The sequence below is a fragment of the Thalassospira sp. UBA1131 genome, assembly GCF_002311515.1.
In the GTDB taxonomy this organism is placed as follows: domain Bacteria; phylum Pseudomonadota; class Alphaproteobacteria; order Rhodospirillales; family Thalassospiraceae; genus Thalassospira.
In genome coordinates this window covers 144197-159573 of record NZ_DCAO01000036.1, presented here as the reverse complement: position 1 = coordinate 159573, position 15377 = coordinate 144197, and the positions used below count along the sequence as shown (strand labels likewise).

Genomic DNA, 15377 nt, shown 5'->3' with positions numbered 1-15377 from the left:
CGGACATGGCAAGCGCAATACTCGCCATTAGAAGGCGTTTCGTCATTACGTAGTCCTCCCGATTGTCGCGGATGCCATTGACCGGCATCCGTGCCGCACGAATTTCACCATTCGCACGGCTTGTGTATAAGCATTGCGCCTAATCGGGATGAACGTCTAGGTTGATTTCACTATGTGGAATTATTCTTAATTGTTTTTGTTGGCCAGTGCGGTTTCGTATTCCGCTGGTGTCATGGTTTTGAGTGCCAGCGCGTGCACGCGATCTTTCAGCAACGCATCAAGCGCGCCATATACAAGGCGCTGGCGATTGACACGGTTCTCGCCTTCGAATTTTTCGGAAACCACAAGAACCGAAAAATGGGACTCGCCACGCGGGTCTGCACCGGCATGACCGGCATGTTTGGACGAATCATCATTGATCTGTAGTTCGACCGGGCTGAATTGTTCGGTCAGGATGTCACGGATCTGGTTGGCGACCTGCATGGTAAGGGCCTCTGTTTTCTGGTGATGTTTGCAGATTGCTGCAAAAACGTTTCTTTACGTCACGTTCTGTCATGCGGTGACCGTTTTTCAAGCCTTTTATCGCATTTAAAGCGCCCGTATGATATTGCGCGCATCGAATTTTCAGAACATATAGACGCAAATGAACCGAGGACACCGCAACAAGCGCAAGACGCTTTACCATGAAGAACCCGTTCTGCCGGAATGTGACTGGCCGGAATGTGACGGGCATGGGGAATTCCGTGCGCCCAAGGATCGCAAGTTGCGCGACTATTACAAGTTCTGTCTGGAACATGTCCGCGAATACAACAAGTCCTGGAACTATTATGCCGGCATGAAGGCCGAGGATATCGAAAACGACATGCGTCGCGATACCCACTGGCAACGCCCGACATGGCAGTTCGGTCATATCCGCGGATCAAAAAAACCGTTCAATTTCAAATTCAAGGACGGGTTCGGCTTCTTTAACGAAGACGGCGACCAGACCCATCATGGCCCCGGCGCCGAAGCCAGGGCTAATGCCGAGCGCAAACGCAAAAGCGAAGAAGCCCAGCGTCGCGCGGGCGCCATGGGCATGCCCGCCGAACAGCAAGAGGCCATGGCGACCCTTGATCTCGGCTGGCCGTTCACCCGCGATGAACTCAAGACGAAATACAAGGCACTTTCCAAAAAGTACCACCCTGATGCCAATGGCGGCGACAAGGCGGCCGAGGAACGGTTCAAGCGGATCAGTGCGGCCTATACGTCACTCACGCGCTATATCCGCGATCTTGAAGCGCGTGTGACACTTTAGCTTTCTGGCTAATTTTCTGCGAAATTTGGTCAAAACCGGTCTATCTGGTTGCAGTTTGCGTATCTGGAAGGTCTTATCGACCAAACCTTTTGCGATAATAGATATTTTTTGCGCATCTTCCCTTTGTGTGATGCGTCATAACCGCTATTAATGAGCAAGTTTAACGAAACGACCGCGTCACCAGCGCCGGTCCGAAAAACGCGCGAGTACTTATGAGCCAAGGTTACGAAGCGAGCGGTGCAGCGGCAGAACATCCGCTTGATACACCCGACATCACCATTTCCGTCCGTGAAACGTTCGGGATCGATATCGATATGGAAGTCCCGGCATTCAGTCAGGGCAGCGAACATGTGCCGGCGATTGATCCGACCTATCGTTTTGATCGCGATACCACGATGGCGATCCTGGCGGGCTTTGCCCATAACCGCCGCGTGATGATCCAGGGTTATCACGGCACCGGTAAATCGACGCATATCGAACAGGTGGCAGCGCGCCTGAACTGGCCGTGCGTGCGTGTAAACCTTGATAGCCACATCAGCCGTATCGACCTGATCGGTAAGGACGCGATTGTTCTGCGTGATGGCAAACAGATCACCGAATTCCGCGAAGGCATTTTGCCTTGGGCGCTCAAACGCCCTGTCGCGATGGTGTTTGATGAATATGATGCCGGTCGCCCGGATGTGATGTTCGTGATCCAGCGTGTGCTTGAAGTTGATGGCAAGCTGACCCTTCTTGATCAGAACAAGGTCATCCACCCGCATTCGCATTTCCGCCTGTTTGCGACGTCGAACACGGTCGGTCTTGGCGATACCACGGGCCTGTATCACGGCACCCAGCAGATTAACCAGGCCCAGATGGACCGTTGGTCGATCATTGCGACTTTGAATTATCTGTCGGTCGAAGATGAAACCAACATCGTTGCGGCCAAGGTTCCGGCGTTTGATACTGCCGAAGGCCGCCAGAAGATCGAGGCAATGGTTGCCCTTGCCAACCTGACCCGTCAGGGCTTTGTGGCGGGTGATATCTCAACCGTCATGAGCCCGCGTACCGTGATCACGCTTGCCGAAAACGCCAAGATTTTTGGCGACGTTTCCTATGCCTTCCGTGTAACGTTCCTTAACCGTTGCGATGAAGTCGAACGTCCGATTTTGGCGGAATATTACCAGCGTTGCTTTGGTGAAGAACTGCCAGAGGAAGCCATCAATGTGATGGTCCGCTAAGGCGTGGCTCTTAAGCAGATTGGCGAACTGGTTCCACAAGCGAGTAGTGCGATGAAGAATGATGAGGCTCTTTCCGGCTTCTTGCGCGGTACGGCAGCGACGTTTCGTGCGCTTGCCGGGCGCAATGATCTGGAAGTCGGCTTTGTCAAAGGCGGGCGTCCGGGTGGCTATGGTGAACATGTGCGTTTGCCGATGCCCAAACAGTCCATGCCCAAGGATGAAGTCGCCGATCTGCGCGGTGTTGCCGATGGCTGGGCGCTTAAAATGCGTCACCATGATGCGACCCTGCACGCCAAACGCATGCCCGAAACCGCCGAGGCTCAGGCTGTTTACGATGCGCTTGAAACTGCGCGTGTCGAAGCAGTGGGTTCGCGGTATTTCCCCGGTGTGCGCAAAAACCTTCGCGAACATGCCGAACAGGACTGCCATGCCAAGAACTATCACCGTGTGACATCGCGCGACGATGCCCCCTTTGCCGATGCGATCGGGATGCTGGCGCGCGAAGTCTTTACCGGTGAAAAGGCCCCTGAATCCGCCGGTCCGCTGATTGATCTATGGCGTTCACATATCGAAGAAAATGCAGGTTCCGACCTGAGCAATCTGCGCGATCTGCTCGATGATCAGGATGCCTTTGCGCGCGGCATGCGTAAATTGCTCGATCACCTTTCGCTTGAAGACGACCTCGACGATGCCCCGCCCGAACAGGAAGGCGAGGATGACGAGCAAAAAGACGGCGAAAATGATCCCGATCAGGAAGACATGGAAAGTCAGGGTGGCCAGCAGGGCCAGAATGACGATTCCGAACCTGATGGTGGTGATGACAAACAGGATGCCGGTTCCGAAGAAGCCGAAGCCGGTGAAGGCGACATCGATGATCAGCAGCTTGAAGCCATGTCGCAGGAAGAAAAGCCTGCCGGACCGGGCGAGCAGCCGGAATTTGATGGCCGCAACGAGCCGGTTGAACGCGGCTATGAGCCGTTTACCCGCGAATATGACGAGGTCGTCACCGCAGATGACCTGTGTGAAAACCTCGAACTGTCGCGCCTGCGCGCGATGCTTGATAAGCAGCTGGCCAACCTTCAGAACGTGGTTTCCAAGCTTGCCAACCGTCTGCAACGCCGCCTGATGGCGCAGCAGAACCGTGGCTGGGACTTCGACCTTGAAGAAGGCATTCTTGATGCCGCCAAGCTGGCCCGGATCGTCTCGACCCCGTCGACGTCGCTGTCGTTCAAGCAGGAACAGGATACCGACTTCCGCGATACGGTTGTCACCCTTCTGATCGATAATTCCGGCTCCATGCGCGGTCGTCCGATCACGATTGCCGCCCTGTCGGCTGATATTCTGGCCCGCACACTGGAACGTTGTGGCGTTAAGGTCGAAATCCTTGGTTTCACCACCCGTCAGTGGAAAGGTGGCCAGTCCCGCGAAAGCTGGGTCGAGGCCGGAAAGCCACCAAAGCCCGGTCGTCTGAACGATCTGCGTCATATCATCTACAAGGCTGCCGATACGCCATGGCGTCGGGCGCGCAAGAACCTTGGTCTGATGCTGCGCGAAGGGCTGCTTAAGGAAAACATCGACGGCGAAGCACTGCTTTGGGCGCATGAACGTCTTCTGGGTCGTTCTGAGCAACGCCGGATCATGATGGTGATTTCCGATGGTGCGCCGGTCGATGACTCGACCCTCTCGGTTAATTCCGGAAATTATCTGGAACGTCATCTACGCGAAGTGATCGAATGGATCGAAACCAGATCGCCGGTCGAACTTCTGGCGATCGGGATCGGTCATGACGTCACGCGCTATTACCGTCGTGCGGTGACGATCAACGATCCGGAAGAACTCGGTGGCACCATGCTGCGCGAATTGTCCGATCTGTTTGACGAACAGGGTGCGCGTCAACCCAAACGCCCGATGCGCCATGTGCCCGCCGATAACGCGCAGGCCCGCGATCACGCCACAGGCGATCGCGACCGCTGGTAAGGGCAGGGGTGCGTAAAGGATGACCGCGATCACCCGCTTTGCACCAAGCCCGACCGGATATCTTCATCTCGGCCATGCGGCCTCGGCCTTGTTTTCTGCAAAACAGGCCGGGCCGGATGGCCGTTTTCTTTTGCGGATCGAAGATATCGACCAAACCCGTTGCCGCCCGGAATATCTGGACGCGATCTATGAAGATCTCGCCTGGCTTGGCCTTGAATGGGAAACGCCGGTTCGGGTGCAGTCCGATCACTTTGCTGACTACCAAGCTGTGCTGGATCGCTTGTCGGATATGGAATTGCTTTATCCATGCTTTTGCACCCGCAAGGACATTCAGGCAGAAATAGCCCGCATCGATAACGCACCGCACGGCCCGGATGGTGCGCTTTATCCCGGTACCTGCCGACAGTGTTCGCCAACCAAACGTCAGGATCGCATCGCGGCCGGTGAAAGCTATGCACTTCGTCTTGATATGGCTGCGGCGATCAAACAGGTCGGCCGCGAACTGATATGGTTTGATCGCGCGGCAGGCAAACAGATCGCCACCCCGGAAATCTTTGGCGATGTGGTTCTGGCACGCAAGGATACCCCGACCAGCTATCATATCTCGGTTACCCATGATGATGATCTGCAGGGGATTACCCTTGTCACCCGCGGCGAGGATCTGTTTTTTTCAAGCCACCTGCATCGTTTGTTGCAGGAATTACTGGGCTACGACGTGCCGGAATATCACCATCACGGGCTTCTGACCGGCCCGGATGGCAAACGCTTTGCCAAGCGTGACAAATCCAGGACGCTCAGATCCATGCGTGAAGACGGATTGTCGGCGGCCGACGTGATCAAGCTGGCGGATCAATTCTGATTGACCAGGGCTCGGCGGTGATTTCTTAGTAAGCCGTAATATTTTGTGTTTTTCATATTCCCGTTGTCGTTGATTATTACCTCCGTATAGGATGTTTTGATCGAACGATGATGTCGGGGGCACAAGACCAGATGAAAAAAGATGCTGGCTTGGTTAGGGGAATTGCGAAACGCATTCTCGACCCGGGCATAGAAATGAGTGCCGGGGAAGAGTTGAACGGAAAGGTTCAGCGCGACCTTCTTGATCTGGCCTATCGCAACAATTGGGCAAACATCCTGGTCAACCTTGCTGCGGGCGGCAGTCTGGTTGTGATGCTGTGGCTGTTGGGCGATCTTGCACCGATCACTGTGGTCTGGTTGATGGTCGTGACGGTGGTCTGTTTTGTGCGCTTCTGGGGTGGGTACCTGTACCGGATGGAGCGTGAAAACGTCAGTAACTTGTCCGACGCCTTGTTGCGCAAGTGGCGGTTTCGTTACCAGACTGGCGTGGTTGTAACCGGGCTGCTTTGGTCGATGGTCGGGGTGATCGAAATTCCGACTGTCCACGGTGAAAGCCAGTTTCTCACCATGATTATCATCGCTGGTATGGCCGGCGGCGCCACGGGAATTCTGGCACCCGTCTTTTGGGTCGGGCGCATTTACCTTTGCGCCCTGTTGCTGCCGCCGGCAGTCATTCTATCGCTGATGCCAGAATCGAACTACATCCTGTCGGCATTGGGGCTGGTGTTCCTTATGGTGATGCTGGTGACACACCGGAACAACCATGCTGTCCTTTATCGGTCCTTTGTCCTCAAACATCAGAACCATGGGCTGGTCGAAGACCTCAGGCAGAAAAACCGGATTACCGAAAACTGGAATGCCACCCTCGAAGCGCGTGTCGAACAGCGCACAGAGGAGCTGCGCAATCTGGTCGAACACGATGCCCTGACCGGTATTCTTAACCGTGACGGGATTGTCGCGTGGTTCGAACATAAAAAGAGATCGGACGCGCTTCTGGATTACGCCGTGCTGTTTATCGATTTGGACCGGTTCAAACAGATCAATGATGGCCTCAGTCACGCGATTGGTGATGAAGTTTTGCGTGCTGTCAGCATGCGGCTTCGGGAATGTGTTGATGACCGCCATGCGTTGGGCCGTTGGGGCGGTGATGAATTTCTGATCGTTCTGGCCGCCCCGCATGAAGAGCTTCACCCACTGGTCGAAACCACGGTTGAACTGGCCCAGCGTGCGGTTAACCAGCCGATCAATATTGTCGGTCATACATTGCATGTCGGGTTCAGTACCGGCGTTGCCTTTTCGTCCGGACGTAATCCGTCGATATCGGAACTGATCCACTGGGCGGATCTGGCCGCGGCCGAGGTCAAGCGATCCGGCCGGGGCAGTGTTCATAACTACGACAAGATGCTGCTGACGGAACAGGAACGTCGCCTGAGTGTGACACAGGCGTTGCGCCGGGCGCTGAGTGCCGATGAGTTTTATATCGAGTACCAGCCAGTCATTGATGCAACCCGTGGCGACATCATCGCCTACGAGGCGCTTTTGCGCTGGAATAGCGCGGTGCTTGGCACTGTGCCACCCGATGAATTCATTCCGATTGCCGAGGAAAGCGCGCTTATTGCTGATATCGGGGAATGGTGCATGCGGCGCGCCTGCCAGACCCTGCATGACAATACCGAGATTCCGGGCGCCACGAAAATCGCCATCAATGTCTCGATCCGCCAGATCGTGATGCCGAATTTTCCCGATATGGTTTCGCGCATCCTGGCGGAAACCGGTCTTGCATCAAATCGGTTGGTTTTGGAAGTCACGGAATCGATCTTTGAAAAACGCCAGACGTCGCAGATTTCCGCCGTGCTTGATCATCTGCACGCGATGGAAGTCGGCATCCATATCGATGATTTCGGGACCGGGTATTCATCCTTGTCGCGCCTGCATGAAATTCATGTCGATGCGGTCAAGATCGACAAATCCTTTGTCTTGTCGATGGATGAAAATGCCCGCGTGGTGATCGAGGCAGCAATTCTGATCGCTCATCGCTTTGGTCTTAAGGTCATTGCCGAGGGGATCGAGACGCCGCAACAGCGTGCGGAACTCCACGCGATGGGGGTAGATGCTTATCAGGGATACTTCTTTGCCCGTCCGGGGCAGCTCCCGTGTCGCGACATTCACTGGCAAACCGATCCGGATTTGCTGGCCTGAGGGTGTTTCTTTGGAACTGGCGCAGAAAAAAAAACGGCCTGCCGCAAGTGTGGCAAGCCGTTCACAGTCCTGTTCTGCTGGGGGACAGAATCAGCGGCTAAAATCAATCAGAACAAGGAAGCTGACCGGCACAAGCGCCAGAGCGACATAAATCCAGAAGGATGCGATCGGAACGCCGAACGCGGCAAGAACATAACCGGCAAGGTAAAGTGCCAAGCCAATTACAGCGACCAGCAGAATGCCCAAAAGCGGCAGAGAAACTTTGCTATCTGATTTCATGTCCCGTCATGCTCCCGAAACGGATTTCTTAACTCATGGTGTTGAACCTACCATGCTGTGCGCGTAGGCGTTTTGATCCGTATCAATAAACGCGACAGTTTGAATCCAAAGGCCTTTGCAGGCATGAAGCAGGGTCCTCTTATTATATAAAGACAGAGAATCGATTGTTCGCATTGTGTCAGGATGGCGCAATTGCCTGTAAATGGGTTCTTTGTTATTGTCGCCCCGGTTTGGAAAACATCAGATTCCGTGCGGTTGAGTTGGGCAAATACCGGCACAAACCAAGGATTATCGTCAAAACAGCTCTGATAAGCGTTTTTGTCGCGGTTTTCGGTTGATGAAGGCTTGACGGCATGGGTTAGAGGCGGTAATAACCCGCTTCCAAGCGCGGGCCTGCATGTTCAGGCCAAGCGTCCTTTTGCGAATTTATAGACCAGGAGATCAGGTCATGGCACGTCGCTGCCCGGTATCCGGCAAAGGCGTTTTGGTCGGCATGAATGTGAGCCACGCCCACAATCGTACCAAACGTCGTTTCCTCCCGAACCTGCAGCCGACCTCGCTGCTTAGTGAGTCGCTCGGTCGTTCGGTGCGTCTGCGTCTGACCACCAATGCTGTCCGCACCATCGAAAAACGTGGTGGTCTGGATGCGTATCTGCTCAGCACTGCAAATGCAAAGCTGCCGGCAGATTTGGTGAAAATCAAACGCCAGGTCGCCAAAGCTGTTGAAGCAAAAGCTGCCTAATTTAGGCTTCTGCTTTACAGACAGAATTTACGAAGGCTCGCTTTTTAGCGGGCCTTTCGTTTTTCGGCACTGGGCTTGGCCAACCGATGCGTCGGTTCGGGTGCTCCGGACAGGCTGCCAGACATCGTCGGGCGGCTTTTTTTGCGCCGTGCCGCACTGCAGTTTTCCAAGGGTTCCTTGGGCTGCGCAAGGGTACTGTCTCAATAAACGCGACTCGGCAGCACACGAGCTTTGCGCTTTTGGAAATTTGCTCTATACTTTGCTCTATCAGTGGTTTACGTCGCCGTGTTGCCCGGTTTGGTGAAACGTCATGATATGTTCATCAACAGCGATTCCCGGACCTGCTAAATAAGGCAAGCGACTCGGTAAACACGGTGGAGCGGATGGTATGCATTTATCGCCCAATGCGTGTCCGGCACTTGTTCTTAACGCCGATTTTCGGCCGTTGAGCTACTTCCCGCTATCTCTTTGGTCATGGCAGGATACGCTCAAGGCAGTCTTTCTTGAACGCGTCGATGTTCTGTCCGAATACGACCGCGAAGTACGCTCTCCTTCCTTTAAAATGCGCCTGCCGAGCGTCATCTCGCTCAAGGAATATGTCCCGCTTAAAAGCAGCCCGGCCTTCACCCGGTTTAACGTCTTTTTGCGCGATGAATTTTCTTGTCAGTATTGCGGCGACCGCCTGCCGACAAATGAACTGACCTTTGATCATGTTATCCCGCGTGCCCGCGGTGGCCGCACCAACTGGGAAAACATCGTCACGGCCTGTTCTGACTGCAACCTGTTTAAAGGCAGTCGATCGGTGCGTGAGGCCGGCCTGCGACTGCGCAGGACGCCGGGACAGCCCTCGATGCACGAACTCCAGACCACAGGACGCCGTTTCCCGCCAAACTATCTTCACGAAAGTTGGCGGGATTTTTTATACTGGGATACCGAACTGGAATACGATTTCTAATGCCGATCCTTGTACCCCAGCAAAACAAAAAGCACCGCCCTTTAGTATGAGCGGTGCTTTTGCGTTTTGACGACGTGGGTGTTACCTACCAGCGATATTTCACGGATGCCAGTATCGAGCGTCCCTGACCGTAATAGCACCAGTTTGTACTATCCGAGCATGATGTGACATATCGTTCATCCGTTAGGTTGGACGCATTGAGAGCGAACCGGTAACCGTCCAGGTCATAGTGAATTCCAGCATCAAACAGGGTCGTAGAAGGGACCTTTATGCTGTTTGCATCTGTCGCAAATGTCGATCCCAGATAACGGATGCCACCATTGAAACCCAAGCCAGAAAGAGCGCCTGAACTCAGTGTATAGTCTGCCCATGCTGATGCTGTGTGGTCTGGAATGCCGGCTGGTGTTTTGCCTTGCTCCGATGACGTGTTGGTTTCGGTAATTTCAACGTCCTGATAGGTATAGGCAAATTTTGTGGTCAGGCCTTCGATTGGCTCAAATAGGCCTTCAATTTCAACGCCCCGAGACTGTTGCTCGCCTTCTTGGATGTTATCGTTGGCTCCGCCGTCAGGGTCATTCGTTAGAATATTTTCACGCGTCAGGTCAAACAGAGCAACGGTGAACAAGCCATCAAAGCTTTCAGGCTCGTATTTGGCACCAACTTCGTACTGAACGCCTTCTTCAGGGTCGAAGCTGTTTCCAAAGCGGTCAGAGCCGGAGACCGGATTGAATGATTCAGAATAGCTTATGTAGGGAACTAAGCCGAAATCAGTTCTATAGGAAAGGCCTGCACGTCCTGTAAAAGCGCGATCATTCCTGCTGCTTTCTGTTCCGTCTTGCCGGTTGATGGTTGATTCATCTGCCCAGTCATGTCGTCCGCCAAGGGTTAGAACCCAGTGTTCGTCAAATTCGATTTGATCCTGCAGATAGATGCCAACTTGCTCCGCCGTGAGTTCTTCATCGGTTGGTGAGAAATAGCTGGTTGGCCGACTTCCATAGGAAGGATTGTAAACATTGATGGAGTCAATCGAGCCATATCGAAGGAAACGATCATAAACATAGTGTTGGTAATCTAGGCCGCCCAGCATGGTATGGCGGATACCAGAAGTTTCGAACTTTGCCTGAAGCTGGTTATCTATGGCAAAAGAATCTGCTTCTTGATCGGTTTCCTGCACGCCGCGACTTAATGTTCCGGCAGCTTCATCCGCCCACCCGTTTCCATAGAGGCTGTCGTAGTCAACCTCGACATAGCTGTAACGGGCATTCTGATGGAACATCAGTGAATCACTGATGTCGTGGCTGAATTCATAACCTACAGCATACTGGGTGCGATCATAGTGGTCATAACCCGGTTCGCCGGTGAAGAAGTCTCTCGGAATGGCGCCGTTGATTGCGTCTCGGAATGTTCCGTTTGCAGGAAGCCAGCTATTCGCGCCACCGGTGCTATCTTGCTGATAATAGGATAACAGGGTCAGGCTGGTATCTTCTCCTTCCCATGTTAGGGACGGGGCAAAGTAAACGCGATCATCTTCGACATAATTAACCTGTGTGTCCGCATCGCGCAGAAGACCGGTTGCTCGGAAAAGAACTGAGCCGTCTTCGACAATCTTTCCGCCAATGTCGAATGCGCCTTGTTTGCGGTTATGGCTGCCGGTCTGGAGTTCAATTTCATTCTCCATATCGGCTCTTGGTCGTTTCGAGACTGTGTTGATCAGGCCGCCCGGAGCATTTTGTCCATAAAGCACCGAGGTCGGTCCCCGCATCACTTCGATGCGTTCCAGCCCGTATGCCTCCTGCTGCCAAGAGGCAAAGCTATAGGACCGCTGCTGTAACCCGTCGCGATAAAGGCCGCCTTGTGTTTCATCAAAGCCACGAATGTTGAACCAGTCCAAGCGTTTATCATAACCAAACTTATCGGGTTGGATGCCAGCAGTGTAGTTCAGTGTTTCTGATACGGACTGAGCTTGTCGGGCTTCAATCTCCTGGGTTCCGATGACTGAAATAGATTGGGGTGTTTCGGCAATAGCTGTGTCGGTTTTCGTCGATGTGCTGCTCTGTGTCGCGACGTATTCTCGTACTGGTGATTTTCCCCACTCAACACCACCTTCAGCTTCAATCACCAACGGTGCAGTTTCTGTGGCCTCAGTGCTTTCGCCGTCACGTTCTGTCGCGTCGTCTGCGGACTGCGCCAGCGCAAAATCGGGTGCGGCAAAAACCAATGCAAGTGCCGTACCCAGCAAAAGGGTTGAAGACAATTTCTGTCCTGTAAAACGCATTTGGGATTCCCTGTATCGGTTGTCTTTGACGACGACCTGTCGGGCGGGAACCGGCGGGCCATCTATGATGATGGCCTTTTCGATATCACGCGGTGGGGGATGGAATATTGAACCGGATTTCGGCGTATTGAACGGAATTTGGCTTAAGTTACGCAATCTGTTCCTTGCGCCATGCACCCGGCGTGGTGCCAACGATTTTGCGGAACACGCGGGTCAGATGCGCCTGATCGGCAAAGCCGACCCGAAGGGCGACCGAGGCTAGCGGTGTCTCGGCATCTTTAAGCAGGGTTTTGGCGCGCTCCACCCGGGCTTTCATCTGCCACTGTTGCGGCGGCATGCCGGTACTTTCGCGAAAGGCCGAGCAGAAATAGGATTGTGAGAGCCCGGTGAGCTGTGCCAGTTCATCAAGGCGGATGGTGCGTCCGCAATTCTGTTCAATATAGTCGACCGATTTGCGCAAATGGTAGGGTGCCAGTTTGCCGCGTTTGCGTTGCGGTTCATTGGCTTGGCGCGGTTGCAGCAGGGCCGCGGTCAGCGCGCTGATCAAACCTTCGCCATAGATCTGCGGGCTTTGATGTTCGCTTTGCAGGTCGTCGGCCAGCAACCGGACCAACGTATTGATGCGCGGATCGCAAAAACCGATGCGCGGTGTTTCCAGGGTCGCGCGGTCGAGCGGAACGCCCATGCTGTTTTCAAGCGCGTCGACATCAAGATGGATATCAAGATGACGCAGACGACAAGCGCCGAAAACCTCGGATGAGACCTCCATCCCGGCCGGAATGTAGGACAGGCATCCTTTGCCGCGACGTTGCTGATCTGCCGCGTCATCTGAGGAACGGACGTTGATACGCCCATCGCCCACGCAATCAAGGATCGCCACCAGACGCGGGGCTTGCGAAACATAGGTTCCCCCGGCCTCTGCTTTACATTCCACATGCCATAAATCGGAAATGGCGGTGTTCCAGCGACGGAACCGCAGGTCATCAAGAAGGGAAATACCTTCGATGTGGCTGGTCATATGCGGATGGAATGCCATGGCGCTCACGACAATGGGGTCCTTTGTGCAGTCGGAACTTATGGTGCGAATGGGTCTCAATATAACCGGGAATTTTCTGCAAACAATAACAATTCTCATTATCAGGCGAAGAATTGTCAGATTTCTGAGCAATTGGTCGCGCATAAGGCGATCCTTGGAAATGCAAAAACCCGCCTGGCGTGTCAGACGGGTTTTCCAAAGATTTGATTGGGCGCGGCCAAAGGCGTCTGCTGTTACTTTTTCATCCAGCGCGACGGCGCAATCAGGCAGAAAATGGTAAGTGCTGCCGAAAAGAACACGTTGACGGTCGGCATGGTGATGCCAAACAGGGTCCAGTCGATCTTGTCACACCGAATAATCGGTTGCGCCATAAGTTGTGCCTTGAGGTCTGCCACGGATGCGGCACCGCTTTGAACACCGCCACACATGGCAGGTCCTTCCCACCACAATTCCTGAACACCAACGTGGTAAAACGCGATTGCTGTCCCGACGGCAAACGTCGCAGCACACAGATAAACCACCGCCCGTGCGGCGGCAGGAAAGCGGATCAGCAACAGCGCGATGATCGAAAGACCGGCAACCACATAAAACGGCACACGCTGATAAAGACACAGCACACAAGGAAGCAACTTCTGGACATATTGCGCATAAAAGGCAAAGCCGATGCTGCCTGCTGAAACCAACAGCAGGGCAAGGGGCGGAAAGGCCGGGATGAAGCGTGGGCGCAGCAAATTGAACATCAGTGGGTCCGTTTATTGGCGTGCATAAGAATTTGGCGTCGGGTTAACCATGCGGGATCAGCTTGATCGCAGCAAACCCGCCGACAAGAACCACAATAAATATGGCGAAAACGAGGCCCAGTCGACGTTCGATGAAGTCGCGGATGACAGGGCCGAATTTCCAGATCAGGGCGGCAATAACAAAGAACCGCAATCCACGCGCCAGGACCGATGCCAGCGTAAAGACAACCGGATCAAGTGCAGTGACACCTGAAAGGATGGTGATCACCTTGTAGGGGAATGGCGTTACACCGGCAATGAACACCGCCCAGGCACCCCATTCGTTGTAATAGTCGCGGAACTGATCAAACTTGTCGGCATAGCCATAAAGCTCCAACACCGGCTGTCCGACCGCTTCAAACAGGAAGAAGCCGATACCGTATCCGACAAGTCCGCCAAGGACCGACCCGACGAGGCAAATCAGCGCATAGCGCCAGGCGCGCGTGGGGGCGGCAATGATCATCGGGATCAGCAAAATGTCAGGCGGGATCGGAAAGACAGAGCTTTCAATCGCTGCAATGAAAAACAGGGCCCAGCCGGCATGGCGGTGGCCAGCAAGGTTCATGGTCCAGTCATAGAGGCTGCGGATCACGGCAATAGCGCCTTGTCATGTTGTCTGCGATTTGGGAACGGCGCTTGGCCTTGAAAACAGGCCAGATCAAACCGCATTTTGCCGCCAATCGCAATGGCGCAGTTTATCCGTAACTACGCAGGCGTATTTTTGCACAAAGCCCCATTGACCCGGCGAAATTTACGGCTATTATCCCGCCCGTTGATGGAGGGTGCGCACACGCACCCGAATTGCCTGCCCCTGTGGCGGAATTGGTAGACGCGGCAGACTCAAAATCTGTTTCACCTAGTGAGTGGGAGTTCGATTCTCCCCGGGGGCACCATCGCTTTTTCCCTAGCTTCCAGCGCTTTTATAATCACGCCAAAAGATCTCATTCCGGAAACGGCGTTCGGAATGATCCAGATTTTATGAGCTCTTGCGTTTAAATTTACCCGCCGCTGTTGCACAAAATATCATTGAAAATGAAGCCTGTGAGTGAATTCCTTGATTTTGGTCAAGGCTGATCCTGTGTGATTGGCAGCTAGCTGCTTGATATCAAAACGGCAGATTTTCCGAGCGGCTTTTAGCCCTTCTAACGACGTCCCATGAGCCCAAGTATCACAATGTTATTGATTGATTGATTGGTTGACGGTGGCGGGCAAGACGTCAATACGCGTGCTTTCTGGGGCTTCGGTACATCGCTCTACAAGAGTCCAAGTGCAGGTGACGTCATCACCAAGTGCGTTGGTGACAGCAAAAGTCGTAACTTCATTTTGGGCCACTGCCTTGGGGGACTAATGAGGTGTGGCCATGTTTCTCGTATCAAGTATTAGTTACTCGAATTCATGTTGGTTGTAGCCAACCCCGCTGAGACATCAGGTTGTCATAATTCGGGGGGCGGGACTTGCGGCCGAGCGTGCATAAGCAGCGCAGAAGTCGCCCTTGTCCCCTGAACTAAATCAGTTGCCAAACGTCTTTCCAATAAGAGTTCTAATCTAGAGGAAAGACGTAAGATGTTTATGCAACGTGAGTCATCAATTGACGCCCTTCGCGCGTTCGCCTTGTTCGGGATACTTGTGGTCAATTTGCCCTTCTTTGCGATTACTTTTGGTTTTGCTGGCGGGGCATGGCAGGACGGGGAGCCGCTTTGGCTGAATGTGCTTGCCGCGAGCGTGATCCAGGGATTGTTTGAAAGCAAATTCATTCTGATTTT

Annotated in this window: 14 protein-coding genes and 1 tRNA gene; 9 read left to right on the top strand and 6 right to left on the bottom strand. The window is 53.8% G+C overall.

All coding sequences use genetic code 11. The annotated features are described in order from the left end of the window. Window positions 1-186: 186 nt before the first annotated feature. Complete coding sequence (locus tag B3Z49_RS05840) at window positions 187-483, bottom strand: BolA family protein (RefSeq protein WP_120225676.1); 297 nt, start codon at window positions 481-483, stop codon at window positions 187-189. 160 nt (window positions 484-643) lie between these two features. Between B3Z49_RS05840 and B3Z49_RS05835 the strand changes: the two genes are divergently transcribed. The 5 genes from B3Z49_RS05835 (at window position 644) to B3Z49_RS05815 (ending at window position 7548) form a co-directional block, all read left to right on the top strand. Beyond that, window positions 644-1294: a DnaJ domain-containing protein gene (locus B3Z49_RS05835; RefSeq protein WP_008889903.1), complete on the top strand. Its 651-nt coding sequence runs from the start codon at window positions 644-646 to the stop codon at window positions 1292-1294. 212 nt (window positions 1295-1506) lie between these two features. Beyond that, the gene (gene cobS / locus B3Z49_RS05830; RefSeq protein ID WP_063089126.1) at window positions 1507-2514 is read left to right on the top strand and encodes a cobaltochelatase subunit CobS; all 1008 of its coding nucleotides are present in this window, start codon (window positions 1507-1509) and stop codon (window positions 2512-2514) included. 51 nt (window positions 2515-2565) lie between these two features. Next, window positions 2566-4491 carry a cobaltochelatase subunit CobT gene (gene cobT, locus B3Z49_RS05825; protein ID WP_414716247.1) on the top strand — a complete coding sequence of 642 codons (1926 nt, stop codon included), beginning with the start codon at window positions 2566-2568 and terminating at the stop codon, window positions 4489-4491. A gap of 19 nt (window positions 4492-4510) precedes the next feature. Further along, the gene (gene gluQRS / locus B3Z49_RS05820; RefSeq protein ID WP_296988840.1) at window positions 4511-5350 is read left to right on the top strand and encodes a tRNA glutamyl-Q(34) synthetase GluQRS; all 840 of its coding nucleotides are present in this window, start codon (window positions 4511-4513) and stop codon (window positions 5348-5350) included. A 131-nt stretch (window positions 5351-5481) separates the two neighbouring features. Continuing rightward, window positions 5482-7548 carry a putative bifunctional diguanylate cyclase/phosphodiesterase gene (locus B3Z49_RS05815; protein WP_296988838.1) on the top strand — a complete coding sequence of 689 codons (2067 nt, stop codon included), beginning with the start codon at window positions 5482-5484 and terminating at the stop codon, window positions 7546-7548. 90 nt (window positions 7549-7638) lie between these two features. On the opposite strand, the gene B3Z49_RS05810 is transcribed toward B3Z49_RS05815, so the two are convergent. Next, on the bottom strand, window positions 7639-7827 hold the full coding sequence (locus B3Z49_RS05810) for a hypothetical protein (RefSeq protein ID WP_008889908.1): 189 nt from the start codon (window positions 7825-7827) through the stop codon (window positions 7639-7641). A gap of 448 nt (window positions 7828-8275) precedes the next feature. On the opposite strand from B3Z49_RS05810, the gene rpmB reads away from it, so the two are divergent. Both rpmB and B3Z49_RS05800 read left to right on the top strand, forming a co-directional pair. Beyond that, window positions 8276-8569, top strand: a complete 294-nt coding sequence (gene rpmB, locus B3Z49_RS05805; RefSeq protein WP_008889909.1) for a 50S ribosomal protein L28 — start codon at window positions 8276-8278, stop codon at window positions 8567-8569. Window positions 8570-8957: 388 nt separating this feature from the next. Continuing rightward, a complete protein-coding gene (locus B3Z49_RS05800; protein WP_008889910.1) occupies window positions 8958-9524 on the top strand; it encodes an HNH endonuclease in 567 nt (188 codons plus the stop codon). 85 nt (window positions 9525-9609) lie between these two features. On the opposite strand, the gene B3Z49_RS05795 is transcribed toward B3Z49_RS05800, so the two are convergent. The 4 genes from B3Z49_RS05795 to B3Z49_RS05780 all read right to left on the bottom strand — a co-directional run bounded on the left by B3Z49_RS05795 (window position 9610) and on the right by B3Z49_RS05780 (window position 14206). After that, window positions 9610-11955 (bottom strand): TonB-dependent siderophore receptor, encoded by a 2346-nt coding sequence (locus tag B3Z49_RS05795; RefSeq protein ID WP_296988827.1) that lies wholly within the window; start codon window positions 11953-11955, stop codon window positions 9610-9612. Continuing rightward, complete coding sequence (locus B3Z49_RS05790) at window positions 11948-12835, bottom strand: helix-turn-helix transcriptional regulator (protein ID WP_296988882.1); 888 nt, start codon at window positions 12833-12835, stop codon at window positions 11948-11950. Before B3Z49_RS05790 ends, B3Z49_RS05795 begins: the two co-directional genes overlap by 8 nt. Window positions 12836-13068: 233 nt before the next feature. Beyond that, window positions 13069-13575, bottom strand: a complete 507-nt coding sequence (locus B3Z49_RS05785; RefSeq protein ID WP_296988825.1) for a disulfide bond formation protein B — start codon at window positions 13573-13575, stop codon at window positions 13069-13071. A 43-nt stretch (window positions 13576-13618) separates the two neighbouring features. Continuing rightward, window positions 13619-14206 (bottom strand): YqaA family protein, encoded by a 588-nt coding sequence (locus tag B3Z49_RS05780; RefSeq protein ID WP_296988823.1) that lies wholly within the window; start codon window positions 14204-14206, stop codon window positions 13619-13621. A 215-nt stretch (window positions 14207-14421) separates the two neighbouring features. On the opposite strand from B3Z49_RS05780, the gene B3Z49_RS05775 reads away from it, so the two are divergent. Both B3Z49_RS05775 and B3Z49_RS05770 read left to right on the top strand, forming a co-directional pair. Continuing rightward, window positions 14422-14507, top strand: a tRNA-Leu gene (locus tag B3Z49_RS05775). Between the two features lie 670 nt (window positions 14508-15177). Beyond that, window positions 15178-15377 (top strand): hypothetical protein (locus tag B3Z49_RS05770; RefSeq protein ID WP_296988820.1); only part of this gene is annotated, 200 nt, incomplete at its 3' end.

Coding starts and splice junctions, on each gene's coding strand:
- B3Z49_RS05800 (WP_008889910.1), top strand. CDS start 8,958: ATGCATTTATCGCCCAATGCGTGTCCGGCACTTGTTCTTAACGCCGAT.
- B3Z49_RS05835 (WP_008889903.1), top strand. CDS start 644: ATGAACCGAGGACACCGCAACAAGCGCAAGACGCTTTACCATGAAGAA.
- B3Z49_RS05810 (WP_008889908.1), bottom strand. CDS start 7,827: ATGAAATCAGATAGCAAAGTTTCTCTGCCGCTTTTGGGCATTCTGCTG.
- B3Z49_RS05790 (WP_296988882.1), bottom strand. CDS start 12,835: ATGGCATTCCATCCGCATATGACCAGCCACATCGAAGGTATTTCCCTT.
- B3Z49_RS05815 (WP_296988838.1), top strand. CDS start 5,482: ATGAAAAAAGATGCTGGCTTGGTTAGGGGAATTGCGAAACGCATTCTC.
- cobS (WP_063089126.1), top strand. CDS start 1,507: ATGAGCCAAGGTTACGAAGCGAGCGGTGCAGCGGCAGAACATCCGCTT.
- B3Z49_RS05785 (WP_296988825.1), bottom strand. CDS start 13,575: ATGTTCAATTTGCTGCGCCCACGCTTCATCCCGGCCTTTCCGCCCCTT.
- rpmB (WP_008889909.1), top strand. CDS start 8,276: ATGGCACGTCGCTGCCCGGTATCCGGCAAAGGCGTTTTGGTCGGCATG.
- cobT (WP_414716247.1), top strand. CDS start 2,566: ATGAAGAATGATGAGGCTCTTTCCGGCTTCTTGCGCGGTACGGCAGCG.
- gluQRS (WP_296988840.1), top strand. CDS start 4,511: ATGACCGCGATCACCCGCTTTGCACCAAGCCCGACCGGATATCTTCAT.
- B3Z49_RS05840 (WP_120225676.1), bottom strand. CDS start 483: ATGCAGGTCGCCAACCAGATCCGTGACATCCTGACCGAACAATTCAGC.